This is a genomic window from Streptomyces sp. NBC_01508, from assembly GCF_045040315.1.
GTDB lineage: Bacteria > Actinomycetota > Actinomycetes > Streptomycetales > Streptomycetaceae > Streptomyces.
On sequence record NZ_CP109419.1, the window covers coordinates 5,312,138 to 5,335,612 of the forward strand.

21 protein-coding genes, 1 tRNA gene and 1 riboswitch are annotated in these 23,475 nt (G+C 70.1%); of the genes, 12 read left to right on the top strand and 10 right to left on the bottom strand.

The window, feature by feature from the left end; genetic code table 11:
• Nucleotides 1–28: 28 nt before the first annotated feature.
• The 7 genes from OG700_RS24815 to OG700_RS24845 all read left to right on the top strand — a co-directional run bounded on the left by OG700_RS24815 (nt 29) and on the right by OG700_RS24845 (nt 7,401).
• Nucleotides 29–1,288, top strand: a complete 1,260-nt coding sequence (locus OG700_RS24815; protein WP_405617137.1) for a cytochrome P450 — start codon at nt 29–31, stop codon at nt 1,286–1,288.
• Between the two features lie 214 nt (nt 1,289–1,502).
• On the top strand, nt 1,503–2,432 hold the full coding sequence (locus tag OG700_RS24820) for a transglycosylase family protein (RefSeq protein WP_405617139.1): 930 nt from the start codon (nt 1,503–1,505) through the stop codon (nt 2,430–2,432).
• A 257-nt stretch (nt 2,433–2,689) separates the two neighbouring features.
• Nucleotides 2,690–2,866, top strand: a riboswitch (cyclic di-AMP (ydaO/yuaA leader).
• Between the two features lie 3 nt (nt 2,867–2,869).
• Entirely contained in the window at nt 2,870–3,574 is a 705-nt protein-coding gene (locus OG700_RS24825; RefSeq protein WP_405617142.1) for a transglycosylase family protein, read from the top strand.
• A gap of 359 nt (nt 3,575–3,933) precedes the next feature.
• Complete coding sequence (gene eno / locus OG700_RS24830) at nt 3,934–5,220, top strand: phosphopyruvate hydratase (protein WP_405617144.1); 1,287 nt, start codon at nt 3,934–3,936, stop codon at nt 5,218–5,220.
• A 179-nt stretch (nt 5,221–5,399) separates the two neighbouring features.
• Nucleotides 5,400–5,885: a septum formation initiator family protein gene (locus tag OG700_RS24835; protein WP_405617146.1), complete on the top strand. Its 486-nt coding sequence runs from the start codon at nt 5,400–5,402 to the stop codon at nt 5,883–5,885.
• Nucleotides 5,886–5,908: 23 nt separating this feature from the next.
• Nucleotides 5,909–6,457, top strand: a complete 549-nt coding sequence (locus OG700_RS24840; protein WP_405617148.1) for a DUF501 domain-containing protein — start codon at nt 5,909–5,911, stop codon at nt 6,455–6,457.
• Nucleotides 6,454–7,401 carry an exopolyphosphatase gene (locus tag OG700_RS24845; RefSeq protein ID WP_405617150.1) on the top strand — a complete coding sequence of 316 codons (948 nt, stop codon included), beginning with the start codon at nt 6,454–6,456 and terminating at the stop codon, nt 7,399–7,401. The genes OG700_RS24840 and OG700_RS24845 overlap by 4 nt, the downstream gene beginning before the upstream one ends.
• Here OG700_RS24845 and OG700_RS24850 read toward each other — a convergent pair.
• From OG700_RS24850 to OG700_RS24870, 5 genes are all read right to left on the bottom strand, one after another.
• Nucleotides 7,340–7,792, bottom strand: coding sequence for an ArsR/SmtB family transcription factor (locus tag OG700_RS24850; RefSeq protein ID WP_405617152.1), 453 nt, complete (start codon nt 7,790–7,792; stop codon nt 7,340–7,342). The two genes, OG700_RS24845 and OG700_RS24850, sit on opposite strands and share 62 nt — an antisense overlap.
• 126 nt (nt 7,793–7,918) lie before the next feature.
• Nucleotides 7,919–8,491 carry a dihydrofolate reductase family protein gene (locus OG700_RS24855; RefSeq protein ID WP_405617154.1) on the bottom strand — a complete coding sequence of 191 codons (573 nt, stop codon included), beginning with the start codon at nt 8,489–8,491 and terminating at the stop codon, nt 7,919–7,921.
• A gap of 161 nt (nt 8,492–8,652) precedes the next feature.
• On the bottom strand, nt 8,653–9,405 hold the full coding sequence (locus OG700_RS24860) for an SRPBCC domain-containing protein (protein ID WP_405617156.1): 753 nt from the start codon (nt 9,403–9,405) through the stop codon (nt 8,653–8,655).
• Between the two features lie 5 nt (nt 9,406–9,410).
• Nucleotides 9,411–10,028 (bottom strand): ArsR/SmtB family transcription factor, encoded by a 618-nt coding sequence (locus OG700_RS24865; RefSeq protein WP_405617158.1) that lies wholly within the window; start codon nt 10,026–10,028, stop codon nt 9,411–9,413.
• A gap of 76 nt (nt 10,029–10,104) precedes the next feature.
• Complete coding sequence (locus tag OG700_RS24870; protein ID WP_405617160.1) at nt 10,105–10,542, bottom strand: DUF6069 family protein; 438 nt, start codon at nt 10,540–10,542, stop codon at nt 10,105–10,107.
• A 605-nt stretch (nt 10,543–11,147) separates the two neighbouring features.
• Between OG700_RS24870 and OG700_RS24875 the strand changes: the two genes are divergently transcribed.
• Complete coding sequence (locus OG700_RS24875) at nt 11,148–12,569, top strand: NAD(P)/FAD-dependent oxidoreductase (protein ID WP_405617162.1); 1,422 nt, start codon at nt 11,148–11,150, stop codon at nt 12,567–12,569.
• A gap of 359 nt (nt 12,570–12,928) precedes the next feature.
• Complete coding sequence (locus OG700_RS24880) at nt 12,929–14,221, top strand: class I SAM-dependent methyltransferase (RefSeq protein ID WP_405617165.1); 1,293 nt, start codon at nt 12,929–12,931, stop codon at nt 14,219–14,221.
• 117 nt (nt 14,222–14,338) lie between these two features.
• On the opposite strand, the gene OG700_RS24885 is transcribed toward OG700_RS24880, so the two are convergent.
• Together OG700_RS24885 and OG700_RS24890 are read right to left on the bottom strand one after the other, a co-directional pair.
• The gene (locus OG700_RS24885; protein ID WP_405617167.1) at nt 14,339–16,879 is read right to left on the bottom strand and encodes an ABC transporter permease; all 2,541 of its coding nucleotides are present in this window, start codon (nt 16,877–16,879) and stop codon (nt 14,339–14,341) included.
• A gap of 138 nt (nt 16,880–17,017) precedes the next feature.
• Nucleotides 17,018–17,779: an ABC transporter ATP-binding protein gene (locus tag OG700_RS24890; RefSeq protein ID WP_405621947.1), complete on the bottom strand. Its 762-nt coding sequence runs from the start codon at nt 17,777–17,779 to the stop codon at nt 17,018–17,020.
• 472 nt (nt 17,780–18,251) lie between these two features.
• On the opposite strand from OG700_RS24890, the gene OG700_RS24895 reads away from it, so the two are divergent.
• Both OG700_RS24895 and OG700_RS24900 read left to right on the top strand, forming a co-directional pair.
• A tRNA-Leu gene (locus OG700_RS24895) sits at nt 18,252–18,335 on the top strand.
• Between the two features lie 433 nt (nt 18,336–18,768).
• Complete coding sequence (locus OG700_RS24900) at nt 18,769–19,662, top strand: Bax inhibitor-1/YccA family protein (protein ID WP_405617169.1); 894 nt, start codon at nt 18,769–18,771, stop codon at nt 19,660–19,662.
• Between the two features lie 102 nt (nt 19,663–19,764).
• Here the strand turns inward: OG700_RS24900 and OG700_RS24905 are convergent, their stop codons facing one another.
• Nucleotides 19,765–19,995 carry a DUF4287 domain-containing protein gene (locus OG700_RS24905; protein WP_405621949.1) on the bottom strand — a complete coding sequence of 77 codons (231 nt, stop codon included), beginning with the start codon at nt 19,993–19,995 and terminating at the stop codon, nt 19,765–19,767.
• 103 nt (nt 19,996–20,098) lie between these two features.
• On the opposite strand from OG700_RS24905, the gene OG700_RS24910 reads away from it, so the two are divergent.
• Entirely contained in the window at nt 20,099–20,431 is a 333-nt protein-coding gene (locus OG700_RS24910; RefSeq protein ID WP_405617170.1) for a hypothetical protein, read from the top strand.
• On the opposite strand, the gene OG700_RS24915 is transcribed toward OG700_RS24910, so the two are convergent.
• Both OG700_RS24915 and OG700_RS24920 read right to left on the bottom strand, forming a co-directional pair.
• Nucleotides 20,415–21,497 carry a hypothetical protein gene (locus tag OG700_RS24915; protein ID WP_405617172.1) on the bottom strand — a complete coding sequence of 361 codons (1,083 nt, stop codon included), beginning with the start codon at nt 21,495–21,497 and terminating at the stop codon, nt 20,415–20,417. The genes OG700_RS24910 and OG700_RS24915 overlap by 17 nt on opposite strands.
• Before the next feature lie 456 nt (nt 21,498–21,953).
• Entirely contained in the window at nt 21,954–23,198 is a 1,245-nt protein-coding gene (locus OG700_RS24920) for an acetyl-CoA C-acetyltransferase (RefSeq protein ID WP_405617175.1), read from the bottom strand.
• Between the last annotated feature and the right edge of the window lie 277 nt (nt 23,199–23,475).

The following is a 23,475-nucleotide window of genomic DNA, read 5'->3' on the forward strand; positions in this document are numbered from 1 at the left end:
CGGCCGGCGGGCCGGTTACTGTCGGGCCATGCACGACCCCACCTCCACCCCGCCGCCCCCCGCCCCCGAACTCTTCACCTGGGAGTTCGCCACCGACCCCTACCCCGCCTACGCCTGGCTGCGCGAGCACGCGCCCGTGCACCGGACGACGCTGCCGAGTGGGGTCGACGCGTGGCTCGTGACGCGGTACGCGGACGCCAAGCGCGCCCTCGCCGATCCCCGGCTGTCCAAGAACCCCGTGCACCATGCCGAACAGGCGCACGCCAAGGGGAAGACGGGGATCCCGGGGGAGCGGGGCGCGGAGTTGATGACGCATCTGCTGAATATCGATCCGCCCGACCACACCCGGCTGCGGCGGCTCGTGTCGCAGGCGTTCACTCCGCGCCGGGTGGCCGAATTCGCGCCGCGCGTGCAGGAGTTGACGGACGGGCTGATCGACGCCTTCGCGGCGAAGGGGGAGGCCGACCTCATCCATGACTTCGCCTTTCCGCTGCCCATCTACGCGATCTGCGATCTGCTCGGCGTCCCGCGCGAGGACCAGGACGACTTCCGCGACTGGGCCGGAATGATGATCCGGCACGGCGGTGGGCCGCGCGGCGGGGTCGGGCGGGCGGTGAAGAAGATGCGCGGGTATCTCGCCGAACTCATCCACCGTAAGAGGGACAACCCCGGCGACGACCTGATCTCCGGTCTGATCCGGGCGAGCGACGACGGCGAGCACCTCACCGAGAACGAGGCCGCCGCGATGGCGTTCATCCTGCTCTTCGCGGGGTTCGAGACGACCGTGAATCTGGTGGGCAACGGGGTTTACGCCTTGCTCCGGCACCCCGATCAGCGGCAGCGGCTTCAGCGCTCGCTCGCCGCCGGCGAGACCGGGCTGCTCGCGACCGGGATCGAGGAACTGCTGCGCTACGACGGTCCGGTGGAGCTGGCCACCTGGCGCTACGCCACCGAGGCCGTCGAACTCGGCGGCCGGCGCGTCGCGGTGGGCGACCCCGTTCTCGTCGTACTGGCCGCCGCCGACCGCGACCCGGAACGGTTCGCCGATCCGGACCGGCTCGACCTGTCGCGCAGTGACAACAAACACCTCGGATACGGCCACGGCATCCACTACTGCCTCGGCGCGCCGCTCGCCCGGCTGGAGGGGCAGGCCGCGCTCGGCACCCTTCTGACTCGGCTGCCCGACTTGCGACTTGCGGTCGATCCATCCGATTTGCGGTGGCGTGGCGGGCTCATCATGCGTGGACTGCGCACGCTGCCGGTGCAGTTCACAGCGGTGCGTGACTGACGGATCGTCAAGACTGTGACTTTCACGTGATCTGCGCTGCATCGACTTGTGACAGACGTTCGAGTACCGCTACGTTCACGACCGTCTCAGCCGTCACATCTTCAGGATTCAGGTTTCAGGCTCCAGCAGTCTCACGGAAGGCAACCGCATGCGCTCCGGGAACGGCCGGCACCGTCGGCCCCGTCAAGCCCCCGCCATTGTCGTCGCGGCAGGGGTGACAGGCTCGGCGATCGCCATCCCGCTGCTCGGCGCGACCAGCGCCAGTGCGGCAGACGCCGCCACCTGGGACCGGGTGGCCGACTGCGAGAGCGGCGGCATGTGGAGCGCCGACCTCGGTAACGGGTTCTACGGCGGACTCCAGATCTCCCAGGAGACCTGGAGCGACTTCGGCGGTACGGCGTACGCACCCACCGCCGACCAGGCCAGCCGCAGCCAGCAGATAGCCGTGGCGGAGAAGATCCTCGCCGCGCAGGGGCCGACCGCGTGGCCGACCTGCGCGCTGATCACGGGCCTCACAGCGGACGCCGGTACGGCTCCGGACGCCGGGGCCGCCGGTGATGCCACCCAGAAGCCCGAGACGCCCCCGGAGCCCGAGCCGACCGAGACGGCCGTCCTGCCCCCCGCTCCCGAGTCGGCGCCCCCCTCCGGTCAGTTCGGCCGGGACTCCGCCGCCGAGACGCCCAGCACGGAGCCCAGCACCGAGCCGGGCGCGGAATCCGGTACGGAGCCCAGTACCGGCCAGGGCAAGCACCGCGGCGACGCGGCGCCCGAGCCCGGCAAGTCCGCCGAGGCCGAGGCCGAGGCCGGCGCGGGTACCGGTAGCGGCGCCGACAGCCCCGACAGCCCCGACAGCCCCGACAGCTCGACCGAGGCGGGCAAGTCCGGCAAGGCGGACGAAGAGCGAGAAAGCGGTCGTCATGCCTCACGGGGTGACGGTTCCGCACGCGACGGCGACGCCGCGGACGCCGCCGACGACGACTCGTACACCGTCCGCTCCGGCGACAACCTGTGGGCCATCGCCGGCGAGCAGAAGGTGGAGGGTGGCTGGCCCGCGCTCTACGAGGCGAACCGCGAGGCCGTGGGCTCGGACGCCGACCTCATCCTGCCGGGCCAGAACCTCGATCTGACCGTAAATCAGGGGTAGTTAAGCGGTCTATGTCCGTATCTGGGCAAGTGAGACAAGCGTCTCTTCGCCTCAACTGGTGCGGGTCGCCCGGCGGCTCGCACCGTCTCCGCCCCGACCTGCGTAAACAGAGGTTTCCTCACGGCAAGATGGGCGAATCATCCCGGATGTTCCTTCTTTGAACATCCGGGATGTCTGTGTTTACGGTCTGAACCGCTCGCACCGCGGGCACCGTCGACCGTCACGCCGAATCCTGCCGTCGGTCGGGGGGAGTAGTCGTCGCGCAAGCGCCGAAGGCAGGAGCGGGGGACCCACAGGTAAGCGCCGGTCACAACGGCCGGCTCGGGGTGCAGCCGTGCGCAGGGGGACGTGAAGACGTTCCCTGGTCGCACGGCCGGGCAACTCACTTGGCCCGAACCCGACAGCTCACCTCGTAGGCGTCGGTGAGGAGATTTCGCATGCTGTTTTCCAGCAAGTCCGGCAAGGCCAAGCACCGCCGTCCGTCCAAGGCCGTCCGTTACGCCACGCTCGCCGGCATCACCGGTGCCGCTGTCGCGGCCCCGCTGATCGGCGCCACCTCCGCCTCCGCGGCCACCACCTCCGAGTGGGACACCGTCGCCCAGTGCGAGTCCGGCGGCAACTGGTCGATCAACACCGGCAACGGCTACTACGGCGGTCTCCAGTTCTCCGCCTCCACCTGGGCCGCCTTCGGTGGCAGCGCCTTCGCGTCCACCGCCGACCAGGCCTCGAAGTCCCAGCAGATACAGATCGCCGAGAAGGTCCTGGCGGGCCAGGGCAAGGGTGCCTGGCCGAGCTGTGGCGTCGGCCTGTCCAACGCCGCGAACGACGCCGGCTCGGACGACTCCGCCCAGCAGCAGGCCCCGCAGCAGCAGGCCCCGGCTCCGAAGGCCGCCCCCGAGGCGGCCCCGAAGCAGGAGTCCGCGCCGCGCGCCGAGCGGGAGCAGCCCGCTTCGCGCAGTGAGACGCGTGGTCCGGTCGAGAAGGGCGACGGCGAGTACAAGGTCAAGGGCGGCGACACGCTCTCCAAGATCGCCGAGGCCGAGAAGGTCGAAGGCGGCTGGGAGAAGCTCTTCGAGCTGAACAAGGACATCGTCGAGGACGCCGACGAGATCTTCCCGGGCCAGCAGCTCCACCTGAGCTGAGCCTCCCCGAACCCCGGACCCGGACCCGGACCCGGCTCCCACCCGAGCCGTGAGTCCTGACCTGAGTCCTGACCCTGAGCCCCGGCCCGGCGCGCCTTACTCCCCCCGGACGCGCCGGACCGGGGCCAGGGCCGGACCGGGTCAGGGCCGGGGCCTGTCCGCCGCCCAGGCCCGGAGGCGCCGCCCAGGCCCGGAGCGCGACCGCCGCACCAGTCTCAGGACATTCGTGGCGCACCCCGCATTCCGGACTCTTTTCGTCCCAGCGGGCGGGCATCGGCCGACCGGCACCCGGGAGCCGGTTAGGCTCATGCCGCAGGGCCAATGAGGCCCCGCACCAACGCGTCACATCCCAGAAGGAGATGCTCGTGCCGTCCATCGACGTCGTCGTAGCCCGGGAAATCCTTGACTCCCGAGGCAACCCAACGGTCGAGGTCGAGGTCGGCCTCGACGACGGCAGCACCGGCCGTGCTGCTGTTCCCTCCGGTGCGTCCACCGGCGCGTTCGAGGCCCTCGAACTCCGCGACGGTGACCAGAACCGCTACCAGGGCAAGGGTGTCGAGAAGGCCGTCCTCGCCGTCATCGAGCAGATCGGCCCGGAGCTCGTCGGCTACGACGCCACCGAGCAGCGCCTGATCGACCAGGCCATGTTCGACCTGGACGCCACGCCCGACAAGTCCTCGCTCGGCGCCAACGCCATCCTCGGTGTCTCGCTGGCCGTCGCCCACGCCGCCTCCGAGGCGTCCGACCTGCCGCTCTTCCGCTACCTCGGCGGCCCGAACGCGCACCTGCTGCCCGTTCCGATGATGAACATCCTCAACGGCGGGTCGCACGCCGACTCCAACGTGGACATCCAGGAGTTCATGATCGCGCCGATCGGCGCCGAGTCGTTCTCCGAGGCCCTGCGCTGGGGTGCCGAGGTCTACCACACGCTGAAGAAGGTCCTGAAGGAGAAGGGGCTCTCCACCGGCCTCGGCGACGAGGGCGGCTTCGCGCCGAACCTGGAGTCCAACCGCGCCGCGCTCGACCTGATCCTCGTGGCCATCAAGGAAGCCGGCTACGCCCCGGGCAAGGACATCGCGCTCGCGCTCGACGTGGCGGCCTCCGAGTTCTACAAGGACGGCTCGTACGAGTTCGAGGGCAAGTCCCGCTCGGCCGCCGAGATGACCGAGTACTACGAGGAGCTTGTCGCCTCGTACCCGCTGGTCTCCATCGAGGACCCGCTCTTCGAGGACGACTGGGCCGGCTGGAAGGTCCTCACCGACAAGCTGGGCGGCAAGGTCCAGATCGTCGGCGACGACCTCTTCGTCACCAACCCCGAGCGCCTCGCCCGTGGCATCGAGGAGGGCTCGGCCAACGCCCTGCTCGTCAAGGTCAACCAGATCGGTTCGCTGACCGAGACCCTGGACGCCGTCGAGCTGGCGCAGCGCAGCGGCTTCAAGTGCATGATGTCGCACCGCTCCGGCGAGACCGAGGACGTCACGATCGCCGACCTGGCCGTCGCCACCAACTGCGGCCAGATCAAGACCGGCGCCCCGGCCCGCTCCGAGCGCGTCGCCAAGTACAACCAGCTGCTGCGTATCGAGGAGATCCTGGACGACGCGGCCGTGTACGCGGGCCGCAGCGCGTTCCCCCGCTTCAAGGACTGACCCGCTCTTCAAGGACTGACCAACAGCGCCCGTCCTACGGCCGTCCCCGGCCACGGTCCCGTACCGTGTCCGGGGACGTACGCGCGTACAGAGGCAGTACGGCGGTACAGAGGTACGAGGCACAGAGGTACGAGGCACAGAGGTACGAGGCCGGCTCAACCTCTGAGGGAGGCGGGACCATGGCCGCGAACCGGGACCGGTTCTCCACCGCGACCAAGATCAGGATCCTGGGCGAGCAGACCGCCGCCCGCGTCTATCGCTCGCAGACCCGCCGGCAGACCCGCCGGCCGGCCGGCCGTTCCCGGCTCACCGGACGCGCCGCGTTCCTCGTCCTCGTCGTCTGCTCGCTGATCGTCGCCCTCGCCTACCCGATGCGGCAGTACGTGTCGCAGCGCGGCGAGATCGCGGATCAGCGGCAGTTGACGCGCGAGGCCGGGCAGCGGGTCGAGGAGCTGCGCGACGAGCGGGCCCGCCTCAAGGACGACGCGTACATCCAGCGTCTGGCGCGCGAGCATCTGCACTACGTGCTGCCGGGGGAGACCGGCTACGTCATGACCGACCCCCGCGCGGCCGACGAGCGCCGCACCGACCAGGATCCGGCCGACCGGCCCTGGTACTCCAATCTCCTGGACGGCGTCGACAGCGCCGACCGGACGGACAGATAGACATCAAGGAAACCGACGCAGGTATGGAAACGCCCCCTCCGCAGACCGAACGAACCGAACCCACCGAGGCGGACGTCGCGGCGTTCAGGCAACAGCTCGGCCGGCCCCCGCGCGGTCTGCGCGCCATCGCGCACCGCTGCCCCTGCGGGCAGCCCGATGTGGTGGAGACCGCCCCGCGACTCCCGGACGGCACGCCGTTCCCGACGCTCTACTACCTGACCTGCCCGCGTGCGGCCTCGGCCATCGGCACGCTGGAGGCGAACGGTGTCATGAAGGAGATGACCGAACGCCTCGCCGCCGAACCGGAGTTGGCCGCCGCGTACCGCAAGGCCCACGAGGACTACCTCACGCGCCGCGACGCCATCGAGGTGCTGGCGGGCTTCCCGAGCGCCGGCGGTATGCCGGACCGGGTGAAGTGCCTGCACGTCCTGGTCGGCCACTCGCTCGCGGCCGGCCCCGGAGTGAACCCGCTGGGTGACGAGGCGCTGGCGATGCTGCCCGAGTGGTGGCGCAAGGGTCCGTGTGTGATCCCGTTCACAAACGACGCCCCCGCTGACGGAGACACCGTATGACCAGGGTCGCGGCGATCGACTGCGGTACGAACTCCATCCGCCTCCTCGTCGCCGACGCCGACCCCGCCACCGGCGAACTCGTCGACCTGGACCGGCGCATGACGATCGTCCGGCTCGGCCAGGACGTCGACCGGACGGGCCGGCTCGCCCCCGAGGCGCTGGAACGCACCTTCGCGGCCTGCCGAGAGTACGCCGCCGTCATCGAGGAACACGGCGTGGCCGTGGACCGGACCCGCTTCGTGGCCACCTCCGCCTCCCGCGACGCCGAGAACCGCGACGAGTTCGTCCGTGGCGTTCTCGGCATCCTCGGCGTCGAACCCGAGGTGATCACCGGCGACCAGGAGGCCGCGTTCTCCTTCACGGGCGCCACCAAGGAGTTGACCGGCCGCACCGACCTGGAGAAGCCCTACCTGGTCGTGGACATCGGCGGCGGCTCCACCGAGTTCGTCGTCGGCGAGGAGCGGGTCACGGCCGCGCGGTCGGTGGACATCGGCTGCGTACGGCTGACCGAACGGCACCGCCCGGCCGACCCGGCCACCCACGCCGACATCACCGCCCTGCGCGCCGACATCGCCGCCGCCCTCGACACGGCGGCGCGGGACGTCCCGCTCGGAGAGGCCCGCACCCTCGTCGGCCTGGCCGGCTCCGTCACCACGGTCGCGGCGATCGCGCTGGGTCTGACGGCGTACGACTCGGCAGCGATCCACCACTCGCGCATCCCCTTCGACGTGGTCCGGGAGATCACCACGACGTTGCTGTCCGCCACCCACGCCGAACGCGCGACGATCCCGGTGATGCATCCGGGGCGGGTCGACGTGATCGTGGCGGGCGCGCTGATCCTGCTCACGATCATGGAGCGGACCGGTGCGCGGGAGGTCGTCGTCAGCGAACACGACATTCTGGACGGGATCGCGTGGGCGGCGGCGGAGGAAGCGGCTCCGTAGGGCCACCGTCGGGCAGGGCCAGGCCCACCGGAGCGAGGCTGTGACGCACACAGTTGCGGCGGCGGTGGCTCGTGATGAGGCCCGCGCCGCGCAGGACGGCCGCGTACTGGCTGGCGGAGGAGAGCGAGACCCCGGCGCGCCGGGCCAGTTCGCTGGTCGTGCAGTGGTCGCCGAGGGAGCGCAGGACTGCGGCCCTGGTGTGCCCCAGCAGCCGTGCGAGGTGTGAGTCCGTACCGGCGCTGTCGGTGGGTGCCGGTGCCTGGCCGGGCCGCCCCGGCGGGCGTGCCGGGTAGACGAGGGTCGGCGGCAGGGACGGGTCGGCCGGCGTGACCGGCGTGTGCCGGCGGAAGTAGGACGGGATCAGGAGCAGCCCCCGGCCGCCGAGACGCATGTCCTGGTCGACCGGGTAGTCGGCTTCCCGTACGGGCGGGCGCCGGCGCAGACAGGGACCGAAGGTGACGAAGGCGCCGCCGCCGGGGAACTCCCGGACGGCGGCGCCTTGATGAGGGGCGCGTCCTCAGCGGACGACGTCGAAGACCTGCTTCTGAAGGCCGTTGCTGTACGCCTCGTGCTCGACGAGCTTCAGCTTCTGGGTGTCCTTGTCGGTGGTGCTGAACAGGCGCTTGCCGGCGCCGAGCAGCAGCGGGAACACGAGCAGGTGGTAGCGGTCGACGAGACCGGCGTCCGAGAGGCTGTGGTTCAGCGAGGCGCTGGCGTGGACGATGATCGGGCCGCCGTCGGTCTCCTTCAGGGCGGCGACCTCGTCCAGCGAACGCAGGATGGTCGTGTCGCCCCAGTTGGAGACGAGCTTGTCCTCGGTGAGGGTGGTGGACACGACGTACTTCGGCATCGTTTTGTAGCCCGCGAACTCCTCCATGTCCGGCCACACCGGGCTGAACGCCTCATAGCTGGTGCGGCCCAGCAGGATCGCGGTGGCCTCCTCCTGCTCGCGCCCCTTGATCTCGAATGCCTCGGGGACGAAGTCGATGTCCTTGAAGGTCCACCCGGAGTTCCGGTAGTTGGGCTCGCCGCCCGGGCCCTCCACGACGCCGTCGAGCGAGATGAAGACCGAGCTGATCAGTGTGCGCATGATGATTCTTCCTCTGTGTTCGGGATGTGTGGGGCGACTGTTCGGTACGCCCGATCCGGAGTTCTGGGGGGTGGGCGGGCGAAGCCCGCCGGTGGTTCCGTACGCCGAGAGGCGCGTCAGGCGCGTCGGGTGCGTGAGGCGCGTCGGGTGCGTGAGGCGCGTCAGGCGCGTTCGGCGAGGAGGCCGGTCAGCCACCCCTGCCACGCGGCCTCGGCCCTGTCCGTGTCCGTGTCCGGCCCGAACAGGTGGTGGAACATCAGCGCGATGCCGGAGCCGTGGTGGAAGGTGTAGAGCCCGTCGGCGGTACGGACCCCGACGCGGTCGTCGTCCGCCCAGACCACTTCGCCGTCCAGCGGCGGCAGGCCGGCCGGTTCGGCGTGCGCCCGGTCGCCCACGGCGACCGGTGCCGACAGGGACAGCCCGCGGGTGATCGCCGCTCGCAGCTCCCGCGCCGGCATCCCCGACGACGGCGCCATGGCGAAGACGGGGACCCCGACGCGTCCGGAGAAGTGGGCCAGGTACTCGCGGAGCGTGTGGAGGTGGAAGGGCCAGCCGCCGCGCAGCGCGTCGTACTCGTCCTGCCAGTTGTCGCCGAGCAGACCGCTGTGGACGACGCGCAGTACGGTGCTGCCCCGGCCCCGTCCCTCGATCAGGTACTCGACGGCCATGAACCGGCCGTCCTCGCCCTCGGCGCCCCGGGTCGCGAAGCGTTTGCCGGGCTCGTACGCGGCGATCACCGCCTCCTCGCGGTGGCCCCCGGTGTCCATGGCGGAGACGCCGCCCTCGCGTGCTTCCACCTCGTTGCGACCCATGAACCAGGAGTCGATCCCCGGTCCTGTCGCGATCGCTTCCCAGACCTGTTCCGGGCTCGCCGGCAGCGTCGTTTCCAGCTCGATCTCGAACGGGTGCGTCATGGTGCCTAGTCCTGTCCTTCTTCGGGTGCGTTGTTGTGCGTCCGCGCGTCGGGGATCTGGTGGAGCCCGACCACCACCCGGTGACTGCGGCCCCCGGTGGCGGACTCGTCGTGGTAGCGGCTGACCAACGTCGCCACGGTCTGGGCCAGTTGGTCGGCGAACGCGGTCCGGTCGGCCGCGGAGGCGAACCGCACCTCCGCGTCGAGCCCGAAGCTGGCGACGCGTTTACGTGCCCGGGACGCGCCGGTCAGCAAGGTCCCGACCTCCTGCACCAGCCGGGCTCCCAGGGCCAGCAGCCAGCGGGCGGAGAGCTGGTCGGGGGACCGCGCGGGGTCCGGGCTGACAGCGGCCAGCGCGATCGGGGAGATCACGTAGGAGGCGGCGGTGGCGCGGTACACGCGTTCGGTGACGTTGCCCTTGCGGCGCTCCTCGGCGAGTTCGACCAGCCCGTGCCGTTCCAGCTCCTTGAGGTGGTAGTTCACCTTCTGCCGGGGCAGTTCCAGGCGGACGGCCAGCATGGCGGCCGAGCCGGGCTCGACCACGGCGGCGAGGATCCGGGACCGGATCGGGTCCAGGGACGCCTCGGCCGCGGCGGCTTCTTCGATGACGGCGACGTCCAGCATCACTCCACCTTTCGATCGAGAAACGAAATTCGTCAAGACAGTAAATGCCGTCGGTTGGTCCGCATGCGCGCGGCGGCTATCGCAGGCGGGAGCGGAGCCCCGGAATGACGACGGCTGCGACCGCGATGTGGGCGGTCATCAGCGCTACCCGCGTGGCGGCGTCGAGATCGGGTGTCAGGAGGTCGGGCAGAAGGGACACCGCCACCAGGGCGACGGACGTCCGGACGAACGCCCGAGCGGGCTGAGCCGACCGCCGCCGGAAGGCGGCTGCCAGCGCGATGCCCACGACCGAGAACACGAACGCGAGCTGTGTGAAGCCCAGCAGGGGAATCGGGGCGCCGGCGATTTCGAGCGAGACGCCTGCCGCGTCCGCCACGGCGGCGACCACCGTCGCGGCGACGGCGCCTCCCGCGGCGAATCCGAAGCCCGGCAGCCACAGGGCGCGACGGCTGGTCGTGGTGGTGGTCGAGGCCGACTCGGCGGTGGCGGGGGCGATGGAGATGGATGCGGACATGACGGTCTCCTTGGGGCAGGGGCGGCCGTTTGTGCCGACCGCGGCGGGTTCTTCGAGCCGTGGTGGCGTCGGGAACAGCTCCAGCATTCAACCGAACAGAAAAATTGTCAAGACAAGAAAAATCGTCGGTCGGGCCGTCGGGCTGCCACTCGTACGGGAGGGTGGGATCGGGAAGCCGGCCGCGCGCTTCCGCCGACGATCCTGGGGCCGGTTCGACGGTGTCATCCACCCCTCTTTACGGGCCTCGCGGCGGCCCTCGAGGCGGCCCTCGCGAAAAGGTTCGTGAATTACTTCACAAGGAATTCGGTCCTCTTGGGTGCCGCCGCCGCGTAGAGGGGGTCGGTGCGAGCCCCGGGGGCTGTCCCGCCCCTGCGCCGGGGTGTTCCGGGCGCGTTACGGGAGCATGAAGCCGGTCGGGTGGTTCGGTGTGGAGTGAGGGTGGATGGCCAGCTCACGAGGGGTGCGGAACGTCCCACGACACCGCCTGGTTCCGCCGTCCGACCATGATGTCGATCACGCGGGGCGCGCAGTGTAGCAGAGGTGTGTAAGGACCTTGTGAAGGGGCTCACGAGCACCCCCCACCGGGCAGGTGGATACTCGATGGCATGAGCACCACGGAGCGTCCCAGGATCCTTGTTGTAGGCGGAGGGTACGTAGGCCTGTACGCGGCTCGTCGCATTCTGAAGAAGATGCGCTACGGGGAGGCGACGGTCACTGTTGTCGACCCCCGCTCGTACATGACGTACCAGCCCTTCCTCCCCGAAGCCGCCGCGGGAAACATCTCGCCCCGGCACGTCGTCGTCCCGCTGCGCCGCGTGCTGCCCAAGGCCGAGGTGCTCACCGGTCGGGTCACGACCATCGACCAGGACCGCAAGGTCGCCACGGTCTCCCCGCTCGTCGGTGAGGCCTACGAGCTGCCCTTCGACTACCTGATCGTCGCGCTCGGTGCCGTCTCCCGTACCTTCCCGATCCCCGGCCTCGCCGAGCAGGGCATCGGTATGAAGGGCATCGAGGAGGCGATCGGCCTGCGTAACCACGTGCTCGAACAGCTCGACAAGGCCGACTCGACCACGGACGAGGACGTCCGCCGCAAGGCGTTGACCTTCGTCTTCGTCGGCGGTGGCTTCGCGGGTGCCGAGACCGTCGGTGAGGTCGAGGATCTGGCGCGCGACGCCGCGAAGTACTACACGAGCGTCAAGCGCGAGGACATGCGCTTCCTGCTCGTGGACGTCGCCGACAAGATCCTTCCCGAGGTCGGCCCGAAGCTGGGCAGTTGGGGCAAGGAGCACCTGGAGAGCCGGGGCGTCGAGGTCTACCTCAAGACCGGCATGGACTCCTGCGTCGACGGCCGTGTCGTCCTGGGCAACGGCCTCGAAGTCGACTCCAGCACGATCGTGTGGACCGCGGGCGTCAAGCCCAACCCGGCGCTCGCCCGCTACGGTCTGCCGCTCGGCCCGCGCGGTCACGTCGACACCGACACCAAGCTCCAGGTGCAGGGCACCCACCACGTCTGGGCCGCCGGCGACAACGCGCAGGTCCCGGACCTGGCCGCCCGCAAGGCCGGTGTCGAGAACGCCTGGTGCCCGCCGAACGCCCAGCACGCGCTGCGCCAGTCGAAGGTTCTCGGCGACAACGTGATCTCCGCACTGCGGGGCTTCCCGCAGAAGGAGTACAGCCACGCCAACAAGGGCGCGGTCGCCGGTCTCGGCATGCACAAGGGTGTCGCGATGATCGTCGTCGGCAAGATGAAGATCAAGTTCCGGGGCCGGCTGGCCTGGTACATGCACCGCGGCTACCACGGCATGGCGATGCCGACCTGGAACCGTAAGATCCGCGTCTTCGCGGACTGGACCCTCTCGGCGTTCCTCAAGCGCGAGGTCGTCTCGCTCGGCGCGATGGAGACACCGCGCGAGGAGTTCTACGAGGCGGCCAAGCCCGCCCCGGCGCGGCAGGCCGCCGAGCCGAAGCCGGAGTCGGGCGCGGGGCCCGTGAAGGCCGAGGCCGGGACGGCCGTCAAGGCTTCCTGACCTCAAGCAGCCGCAAGCGGCCCGCAAGCAGCCGCACAAGCAGCCGCACAAGCAGTCGCGATCAGCGGTCGGCAGCCGCGAGCAGCCGCGAGAGCCGCCGTACGCGAAACGCTCGTACCGACCCGAAAGGGCCGCCCGCCATCCGTGGTGCGGGCGGCCCTTTCGCGTGCGCCCGGCGTCGAAGGTGGGTACGACATGACAGGTAAGGGTGTGCATCGGTAGAAGTCGCCATAAATTCCGTGGCTGGTGCAGCTATTTTTTGCCCACCCATTGCGCGCTGCCGGGATTGCCATACCCCGTCGGGGTGTTTACGTCTCTGTTGAGCATTTCTGGGATCCACCATCACGGAGGTGTCCGCCATGGCCGACGCCGCACTGCGGCTGAGCACTCTTGCCGAGGAACTGCTGGGAGCCCCGCTCCCCGTACGTATCCGCACCTGGGACGGCAGCGAGTCGGGCCCGCCCGGCGCGCCGACGCTCGTCTTCCGGCACCGCAGGGCCCTGCGCCGCCTGCTCTGGAAGCCGGGCGAGTTGGGGCTGGCCCGCGGCTGGGTGGCCGGCGAGATCGATATCGACGGTGATCTGTACGCGGCGCTCGGCCTGATCGCCGGACTCGTCTGGGAGCGCGACGCCGACGCCAAGGCCGCGGTGCACCCGCTGCGCGACCCGCGGCTGCGCGCCGCCGCCAAGGGGCTCGTGGGGATCGTCGGCCCCTGGCCGCCGCCTCCGCCGCCCCTCGAGGAGGTACGGCGCAGAAGCGGCGCGCTGCACACCAAGCACCGGGACAGGGCCGCGATCAGCCACCACTACGACGTGGGCAACGACTTCTACGAGATGGTCCTCGGCACGTCCATGGTCTACTCGTGCGCCTACTTCGAGGAGCCCGGCGCCACGCTGGAGGACGCGCAGCGCGACAAGCTCGACCTCGTCTGCCGCAAGCTCGGTCTGCGGGAGGGCGAGCGGCTGCTGGACGTCGGCTGCGGCTGGGGCTCCATGGCCATCCACGCGGCGCGCGAGTACGGCGTCCAGGTCACCGGCGTCACGCTCTCGCGCGAGCAGGCCGCGTACGCGCGCAAGCGCATCGCGGATGAGGGCCTGACGGACCGGATCGAAATCCGGGTTCAGGACTACCGGGACGTCAAGGACGGTCCGTACGACGCCATTTCGTCCATCGGGATGGCCGAACACGTCGGCTCGGTGCGCTACCGCGAATACGCCGACGACCTCTTCGCCCTCCTCAAGCCGGGCGGCCGGCTGCTCAACCACCAGATCGCGCGCCGCCCCGAGAAGGACGAATCCCGGTACCGCATCGACGACTTCATCGACGCGTACGTCTTCCCCGACGGCGAACTGGCCCCGCTCGGCCGCACCGTCGCCACCCTGGAGGAGGCGGGCTTCGAGGCCCGCGACGTCGAATCCCTGCGCGAGCACTACGCGCTGACGCTCCGTCACTGGGTGCGGAATCTGGAGCGGCACTGGCCCGAGGCGGTCCGGGCCACCTCGCCCGGCCGCGCCCGCGTGTGGCGTCTCTACATGGCCGCGTCGGCGCTGTCCTTCGAGCACAACAGGATCGGCGTCAACCAGATCCTGGCGGTCCGGCCCCGCGAATCGGGCGCCTCGGCCCTCCCGCTGCGGGCGCGCACCTGGCACTGAAAGTACTGACAGCACTGACAGCACCGACACGAGTCAAACGGGTCATGGGCCGACGCGCGAGCGCCGGACGGTCTGCACAGGCAGCACGTCCGGCGCTCGCGCGTCGACACGGGACCCTCACTCGGTCTTGATCGCCGTCAGCATGTTGAGCCGCGCCGCGCTGCGCGCCGGCCAGAGCGCCGCCAGCACGCCCACCAGCCCCGCGAGCAGCAGGAAGATCCCGATCCGCTCCCACGGCAGGACCAGCGCGTAACCGGGGATCGACGAGCGGATCGTCTCGCCGATCGCCCAGGCCAGGAAGGTGCCGAGCCCGACCCCGACCACCGCGCCGAAGACCGAGATCACCACGGCTTCGAGCCGGATCATGCGCTTGACCCGGCGGCGGTCCAGACCGATCGCCCGCAGCATGCCGATCTCCCGCTGACGTTCGAAGACCGACATCGCGAGGGTGTTGACGACACCGAGCACCGCGATGATCAGGGCCATCGCCAGCAGCCCGTACATGATGTTCAGCGCGGTGTTGATCATGCCGCCGAACATGTTCCTGATGTCCTGCTGGTCGGAGACGCTGATCGCGGGGTTGTCACCCAGCGCGTCCACCAGGGCCAGTTCGTTGGCCTCGGTCATGCCGCCGTCCATCGACACGTACACCTCGGGCGTGTACGGCTTCTCCTCGTGCGGCCCCACCACGTCCGTCGAGATCAGGACCGGTGACATGAACTCGTTGGGCTCGTACGTGGCGCCGATCTTGAGCCGCGCCGTCTTGTCGTCCTGGTACTTCACCGGGACGGTGTCACCGGTCTTCAGACCCCTGGACTCCGCGGTGTCCGAGGCCATCGCGATCGCACCGTCGTTCAGCGAGTCCAGCGAACCGCTCTCCGTCTTCAGTGCGACGAGCCGCTGGATGTCTCCGGGGGTCACGCCCGAGACGGAGGTGTCCTTGCCCTTGATCGCCAGGTACGAGGCCCGCTGCGGGGAGACCGCGCTGACGCCCGGCGCCTTCTCCAGCGCCTCGACCGCCGACTCGTCGAGCCCGCCGCCGGTGGCCATGGTGACCATGTAGTCGGCCTTGATGTTGTCCGTGGTCATCTTGTCGATGGCCTGGCCCAGCGTGACCCCGATGACGGTCAGACCGGTGACCAGCGTGAGGCCGATGGCCAGCGCGGACGCGGTGGCACCCGTACGGCGCGGGTTGCGCACCGCGTTCTGCCCGGCCAGCTTGCCGGCGACGCCGTACAGCCGGTTCAGCAGCGGCTGGACGAGCGCGATGACCGGGCGCGACAGCAGCGGGATCAGCACGATGATGCCGACGAGCGAGAAGAAGGCACCGACGCCGATGATCAGCTTGCCGTCCTTCCCGGCCGAGGCGCCCGCGATGATCCCCGCGGCGCCGATGAGCGTGAGTACGGCGCCGATGGAGTTGCGCAGGACGAGCGACTTCATGGTGGCCACGGCGTGCACGCTGCTCATGGCGGCGACCGGCGGGATCTTCGCGGCCCGGCGGGCGGGCAGCCAGGCGGCGATCAGGGTGATCACCACGCCGACCCCGAAGGCGGCGGCCACGGCGACCGGCGAGATCACCAGCGGCCCGGCGGGCACCTTGGCGCCGAACGAGCCCATGGCCGCGCGCAGTCCGGTGGCGAGACCGATACCGAGGACGAAGCCGACGGCGGACGCGAAGAGGCCCACGACCAGCGCCTCGGCCATCACCGAGCGCTTGACCTGGCGGCGCGAGGCGCCGACGGCGCGCAGCAGCGCCAGCTCCTTGGTGCGCTGGGCGACGAGCATGGTGAAGGTGTTGGAGATCAGGAAGATGCCGACGAAGAGCGCGATGGCGGCGAAGACGAGCAGCATCTGGTTGATGCCGCTGAGTTCCCTCTCGATGTCCTTCGCCTGCTGGTCGGCGAGTTGTGTGCCGGTCTGGGCCTCGGCGTCCTTGGGCAGCAGCGGCTCGACCGCGTCGAGGATCTTCGTCTCGGAGGTGCCGGGCGCCGCAGTGACGGTGGCGTCCTGGAAGAAGCCCGGCTCCAGGTAGAGCTTCTGGGCGACCGCCGTATCGAAGAGCACCAGGCTGCCGCCCGCGTTGACGGCGCCGTCCTCGGTGGTGAAGACACCGGAGAGGGTGTACTCCTTCACCGGCCCGTTGGTGGACACCCGCACGGGCTCGCCGACCTCGTACTTCCCCCGCGTCGCGGTGGACTTGTCGAGCGCGATCTCGCCGGCCTTGGCGGGGCCCGCGCCTTCGGTGAAGTCGTACGCGGCGTCCTTGCCGTTCTCGCCGGGGGAGAAGTTGGTGCCGGTGTTGGACCAGCCGTTGCCGATGAGCTTGCCGTCCGGGTCGGCCACGCCGGCGAAGCCGTCGACCCGGCCGGTGACGGAGGCGACGCCGTCGATGGCGCCGATCTTGTCGAGGGTCTTCGGGCTGAGTCCCGGATCCGGCTTCTTCCCGTCGGGCCCCGTCTCGTTGGAGGCGTAGGAGGAGACGGAGACGGCTACGTCCTGGTAGCTCTTGGCCGACTGTTTGTTGAAGGCGTTGCCGAGGGTGTCGGTGAAGACCAGCGTGCCGGAGACGAAGGCCACGCCGAGCATCACGGCGAGCACGGTCATCAGCAGCCGGGCCTTGTGCGCGAGCACGGTGCGCAGGGCGGTACGGAACATGGTGGGAGTCCAGGTGAAGTGGGCAGGGCGAAGGAACGGCGGAGCCGCGGGAGGGCAGCGCGGACCGGCCGCGGGGGGAGGGCGCGACGGGCCGCGAGGGAGGGTGTGGGGCGTGTCAGGGGTGCCGGGCGGCGAGCGTCAGCTCGTACGGCCCTTGGAGTCGAAAGCCTTCATCCGGTCGAGCACAGCGTCGGCGGAGGGGTGCTGCATCTCGTCCACGATCCGGCCGTCGGCGAGGAAGATCACCCGGTCCGCGTAGGAGGCGGCCACCGGGTCGTGCGTCACCATGACGACGGTCTGGCCCAGCTCCCGTACGGAGTTGCGCATGAAGCCCAGCACCTCGGCGCCGGCCCGTGAGTCCAGGTTCCCGGTCGGCTCGTCGCCGAAGATGATCTCGGGCCGGGAGGCCAGCGCGCGGGCGACGGCCACGCGCTGCTGCTGGCCGCCGGAGAGCGCGGTGGGCCGGTGGTGGAGCCGGTCCTTGAGCCCGATCATCGTGATCACGTTGTCCAGCCACGCCTTGTCGGGCTTACGGCCCGCGATGTCCATGGGGAGCGTGATGTTCTCCAGGGCCGTCAGGGTCGGCAGCAGGTTGAACGCCTGGAAGATGAAGCCGATCTTGTCCCGGCGGAGCTGGGTGAGCTGCTTGTCCTTGAGCGTGCCCAGCTCGGTGTCGCCGATACGCACCGAGCCGCCGCTGAAGCTGTCGAGCCCGGCCACGCAGTGCATCAGGGTCGACTTGCCGGACCCCGAGGGGCCCATGATGGCGGTGAACTCGCCCTGCCGGAAGTCGACGGTGACCTGGTCGAGCGCGACAACCTGCGTCTCGCCCTGCCCGTAGACCTTGGACAAGCCGGAGGCGTGGGCGGCCACGGCGCTGGCGCGGTGGAGGAGAGGCATGGTCGTCACGGGTGGGGCTCCTGTCGGGGGGCGTGTGGTGGATTGACTCCATCCTCTCGGCCGTACGGCGGGGAGTCGTCACCCCGCATGCCCGTTCCTCCGGCCGCCTCGGGTCGGACCGGCGGCCCGCTCCGTCCTCCTCCGGTATGACGCCGACCCTGATACCGGTCATCCCCGCGGCGGGCCTGCCGCCGCCTCCTGGTCTCTCCCCGTCGTCGTTCTGTCAAGGAGACGACGTCTGTGTGCGATCCGTGTGCGGGGAGTGGCGAATAGTGGACAGAGAGCGGCGAGTTTCCGTCATATCCCGTGGGCCGTATCAAGACCTTCGTCCTGCTTCCGGCATGTGCCGATGGCGTGTAACCAGGGCTGACACACCCTCAGGTGCCAATAAAATCAGACAGGATCACCCAAGTGCTCGGCCGTTCGAGGGGTCCTCCCGGATAGGCTCGTGAGCCAACGCGGAGCCGCGTACGCCCGGATGGTGGAATGCAGACACGGCGAGCTTAAACCTCGCTGCCCCAATTGGGGCGTACCGGTTCAAGTCCGGTTCCGGGCACACTCTCTGAACGTGCGCTGACCTGCGAAGATCGAATTCTACCCGCATTTTTGCCTCTGAGGCACAGTGCTGCCGAAACGTGCCTGCAAATCGCCTCGATCGGCCAACTCGGTTGAACCGTAAAGTTCTTGACGAATAGTCAGCTCAAAATCGTGACGAACCCGCAGCTCAGGCCCTTGATCATTTTGTCGGGTGCGCGTCAATCCGCTGAATTTCCGGTCTCCGGCACGCCACCGCCGAACCGCCTTCCGAGACCCCCGGACGGCCGCGGAAGCGCCCCCGGGCGGTGCCCGGGGCCGGGCCGGTGAGCCGGGTCCGGCGACCCTCGCGTCACGATCGAGGAAAGATCCTCCCGGGGCAGTAGGGTGTTCCCTTTGCTCCCGCATTACTCTTACTCCAAGGCCGCGCAGGGCGGCCGCCATGGAGGAGTGAGATGAGGAGCAGCAACCCGGTCTTCTCGCGACGGGGCTTCAGCCGCGACAACGGCCAAGCGGGCTTCAACGCGGCGCCGCAGGCCGGGGGCGCCGCCGCCGTAGGAACCGCGCAGAACCCGTACGCGACCAACCCGTACGCGACCAACCCCTACGCCCCGCAGACCGACGGCCAGTACGGCGGCGCCGGTCCGCAGGCGCCCGCACGCGCCGGGGTCATGACGATCGACGACGTCGTGACGCGCACCGCGTCGACGCTCGGCACGGTCGTCCTCACCGCCGTCCTCGCCTGGGTCCTGCTCCCGGTCGACCAGGGCAACATCGGCAAGTCGTACGGCATCGCCATCGGCGCGGCCATCGTGGCCCTGGCCCTGGCGCTGGTCCAGTCGTTCAAGCGCAAGCCGGTCCCGGCGCTGATCCTCGCGTACGCCGCGTTCGAGGGTGTCTTCCTCGGCGTGATCAGCAGCGCGGTCAGCACGTACCTCTCGCCGGGCGTGGTCGTCCAGGCGGTCATGGGCACGATGGCGGTCTTCGCCGGTGTGCTGATCGCCTACAAGATGCGCTGGATCCGCGTCACGCGCCGTTTCTACGGCTTCGTGATGGCCGCCGCGATGGGCTTCGTGCTCCTGATGGTCGCCAACCTGCTGTTCAGCGTCTTCGGCGGCGGTGACGGCCTCGGCTTCCGCAGCGGCGGCATGGGCATCCTCTTCGGTGTCATCGGCATCATCCTCGGCGCGTGCTTCCTGGCGCTCGACTTCAAGCAGGTCGAGGACGGCGTCACGTACGGCGCGCCGCGCGAGGAGTCCTGGATGGCGGCCTTCGGCCTCACCATGACGCTGGTGTGGATCTACCTGGAGATGCTGCGGCTCTTCTCGATCCTGAGCGGCAACGACTAGCGGTAACGGCCGGTACGGCATACGGCGGAAGGGTCCACGGGCAGCAGCCCGTGGACCCTTCGTCGTTGTGCCGGCGTTGTGTCAGCCCTTACGGCCCGGTGCTCAGCGAAGCCGGCGGGCCGCCCGCCGCAGGTCGTGCTCGTGGATGATCGCCTTCGCGTGCCCGTACGCGAGGTCGTGCTCGCCGCGCAGCCAGGCGACCTTCTCGTCGAAACGGATGAGGGCGGGTCCCTCGTCGACCGTGCGGAGCCAGTCGGAGACCTCGCGACCGGTGCGGTGTGGAATACGGGACAGCAGGTTGCGGTGGGTCTCTTCGGAGAAAACAAGGGACATCGGCGCCTCCGGACGCTGCTTCACGCGTACTGGTCCTTCACGTCACCGTGCCTGAGCGTTCGGCCGTTGGCAACAGTTCGGGGAGGACGCGTAGGGTCGCGGCGTGTTTGATACGACGCGGCTGACCGCCGCCGTGGACCGATTCGCCGACCGGCTGCGGGCAGCCCCGCAGAGCAGGTTGCGGCGCGGGGCCGCGGCCGAAGGGCTGGCTCTCGCCAGGGAACTGTCCGCCCGTGCCCAGCGCCTGGAGACCGCGGACGGCGGCCCGCAGGGGCCGCCGAGGGTCATGCCGGACATAGGTGTCTTCGTCGTCGCCGATCAACTCACCGTCGCGGCGGGTGACTTGGCCGAGGCGCTGAGAACGGCCCCATCCGTGGAAGAACTGGACGAGGCCGTGAGGGCGGTGGAGCGGGCGGTGGCTAGAGCGACGCTATGACCCGGTCGGCGAGGATGTAGATGTGGTCGTCGCCGGAGACGCTGTCACCCGTCGTACCCGTGTTCCCGGCGCTGTCGTCGTCGCCCGCGCCGGCGGTCGCGCCGCTCGCGCCGCACGAGAACGTGAGGGCGTACGCCCCCGAGATACCGGAGCCGCCCAGCAGGAACGGCGTGCCACCGTCGCGCAGCGCGCCCGCGAGGCGTTCGGCGGTCTCGCGGTGGCCCGGGGTCATGCAGAGCGTCGTACCGTCCGTGAAGACGTACACGTCGAGCGTGCCCAGCGGGCCGGGGCGGACATCGGCGAGCGCGGTACGGGCGTCGGCCAGCTCTTCGAGCCGCGCGACCGTGCGCTCGTGGTCGGTGACGACCGGGGTGCGGACCGGCACGAAGTCCGGGTGCGAGGGGTGCCTGCGGCGGGCGGCGGCCAGCTCCGGGGAGTCCTCGGCGAACTCACCGACCTCGCTGACCTCACTCACCTCGCTCAGCCCGGGCAGGCCGTCGTACTCCCCGAGGCCCTCCAGGTCCTCGAACTCCCCGAGACCGGCGGCGTCGGTGTGGTCGTCGTGCTCGCCGCGCTCCCTCAGCTCGGCGAGTTCCGCCAGCTCCGCGAGGTCGTCGTAGTCGTCGTCCGTGACCCGGCGGGCCCGGTCTGCCCGGTCGAGTGCGTCCAGGTCCAGCGCCTCCAGGCCCACGAAGTCGGCCTGGCGCGGCACGTAGAACGGCCCGTCCTCGTTGCCGGGGCCGGCGAAGCCGCCCAGCAGCGAGGGTGCGTCGGTGGCGTCGCGCGCCTCCTGCGCGGCCCAGAAGGCACGCGCCTCGGCGAGCTCCCGCTCGCGCTCCTCGGCCAGGGCCTCGGCCACCGCCACCCGTATGTCCTCGGTGGACGCGGCCGGTGCCGATTCGGCGGAGCGTGCCTGCGGTACGGCGGCGCCGTGGCCGCCCGGATTCGCCAGGGACAGTTCGCCGCGCAGGGCCGTGACCTCTCGCCGCAGTCCATGAACGGCGTGCAGGGCGGCGGCGCCCACGGCCGTGGCGGCGGCCGTGGTAAGCAGCAGGGCAATAGACATGGCGCTCACTGACTTACTCCCGGTCTTCAATGGTCCCCCGACTTCCTACATCAGCTTGTCGTGGGGGCGCACACGTCGGCAGTGCATTACGTCATGAATTGGACAGGTCTTTCGGCCTTACGGTCAGCCCTACTACTGCCGTGACCAGCGTAAATGGGTCTCCCCCAGGAGGTAGGTCACATCCTGGGGGAGATTGAGTCACGACTGGGGCTCGACGGGGTTCGACCCAGCTCGGCGCGGCTCTGCTCAACGCGGCTCAGCTCAGCCGCTCGGTCAGTGTGGTCGCGTTCGCTTCGCCACCGCTGCGGGCAGGTGCCGCCCTCGTACCTCGGGCCGCCCCTACCCTCCGCTCCGGCTCAGCTCAGCCGCTCGGTCTGTGTGGTCGCGTTCGCTTCGCCACCGCTGCGGGCAGGTGCCGCCCTCGTACCTCGGGCCGCCCCTACCCTCCGCTCCGGCTCAGCTCAGCCGCTCGATGACCATGGCCATGCCCTGGCCGCCGCCGACGCACATGGTCTCCAGACCGAACTGCTTGTCGTGGAACTGGAGCCCGTTGATGAGCGTGCCCGTGATCCGCGCGCCCGTCATGCCGAAGGGGTGGCCGACCGCGATCGCGCCGCCGTTGACGTTCAGCTTGTCCAGGTCGACGCCGAGATCCCGGTAGGAGGGGATGACCTGAGCGGCGAACGCCTCGTTGATCTCCACCAGGTCGATGTCGCCGATGCCCAGGCCCGCGCGGCGCAGCGCCTGCTTGCTGGCCTCGACCGGGCCGTAGCCCATGATCTCCGGCGAGAGGCCGGAGACGCCGGTGGAGACGATCCGGGCCAGCGGGGCCAGGCCCAGCTCGCGGGCCTTGGTGTCCGACATGATCACGAGCGCGGCGGCGCCGTCGTTGAGCGGGCAGCAGTTGCCCGCCGTGACCAGTCCGTCCGGGCGGAAGACGGGCTTGAGGCCCTGGGTGCCCTCCAGGGTGACGCCGGCGCGCGGGCCGTCGTCCTTGGCGACCACCGTGCCGTCGGGCGTGGTGACCGGGGTGATCTCGCGCTCCCAGAAGCCGTTCTTGATGGCTTCCTCGGCGAGATTCTGCGACCGCACGCCGAACTCGTCCATCTCCAGGCGGGTGATGCCCTTGAGCCGGGCCAGATTTTCGGCGGTCTGGCCCATCGCGATGTACGCGTCGGGGAGTGTGCCCGCGGCGGAGCCGCTGTCGGACACAGTCTCGCGCGGGTCGTGCCAGCCGGCGCCCTCGGAGGCGGCGACGGTGGCCGTACGGGCCTCGGCTTCGGCGAAGACCGGGTTGTGGGTGCCGGGCATGCCGTCGCTGGAACCGTTGACGGACCGGGACACCATCTCGACACCGGCGGAGATGAAGACGTCGCCCTCGCCGGCCTTGATGGCGTGCAGCGCCATCCGGGAGGTCTGGAGCGAGGAGGAGCAGTAACGGGTGATCGTGCAGCCGGGGAGGTGGTCCATCCCCATCTGTACGGCGACGATCCGGCCCAGATTGTGGCCCTGCTCGCCGCCGGGGAGGCCGCAGCCGAGCATCAGGTCGTCGATGTCGCGGGGGTCGAGTTCCGGGACCTTGGCGAGGGCGGCCTGGATGATGGTGGCGGTCAGGTCGTCGGGCCGCAGCTCCTTCAGGGAGCCCTTGAAGGCCCGGCCGATGGGGGAGCGGGCGGCAGAGACGATCACGGCTTCGGGCATCACGGCTCCAGAGGGGCGGGTGCGGTAGCGGTACGGCGGGAGTGCCGTCTGGTGAAGTTACCCGTACGTACGGCCCGGGTCACCGGGCCGTACGTGTGACGTACGGCTCCCGCCGGGGTTGCGGGGCCTCCGGGCCGGGCCGAGGACGTTCACCGGGCCGGCGGGAGCCGGTTCGTTTTCAAGCGCCGGACGGGCTTGAGATGTGTCCGGCCGGTGGGTGGTGTCCTCAAGCGCCGGACGGGCTTGAAGTACCCGCCGGGCGGGCCGCGTCTGCAGC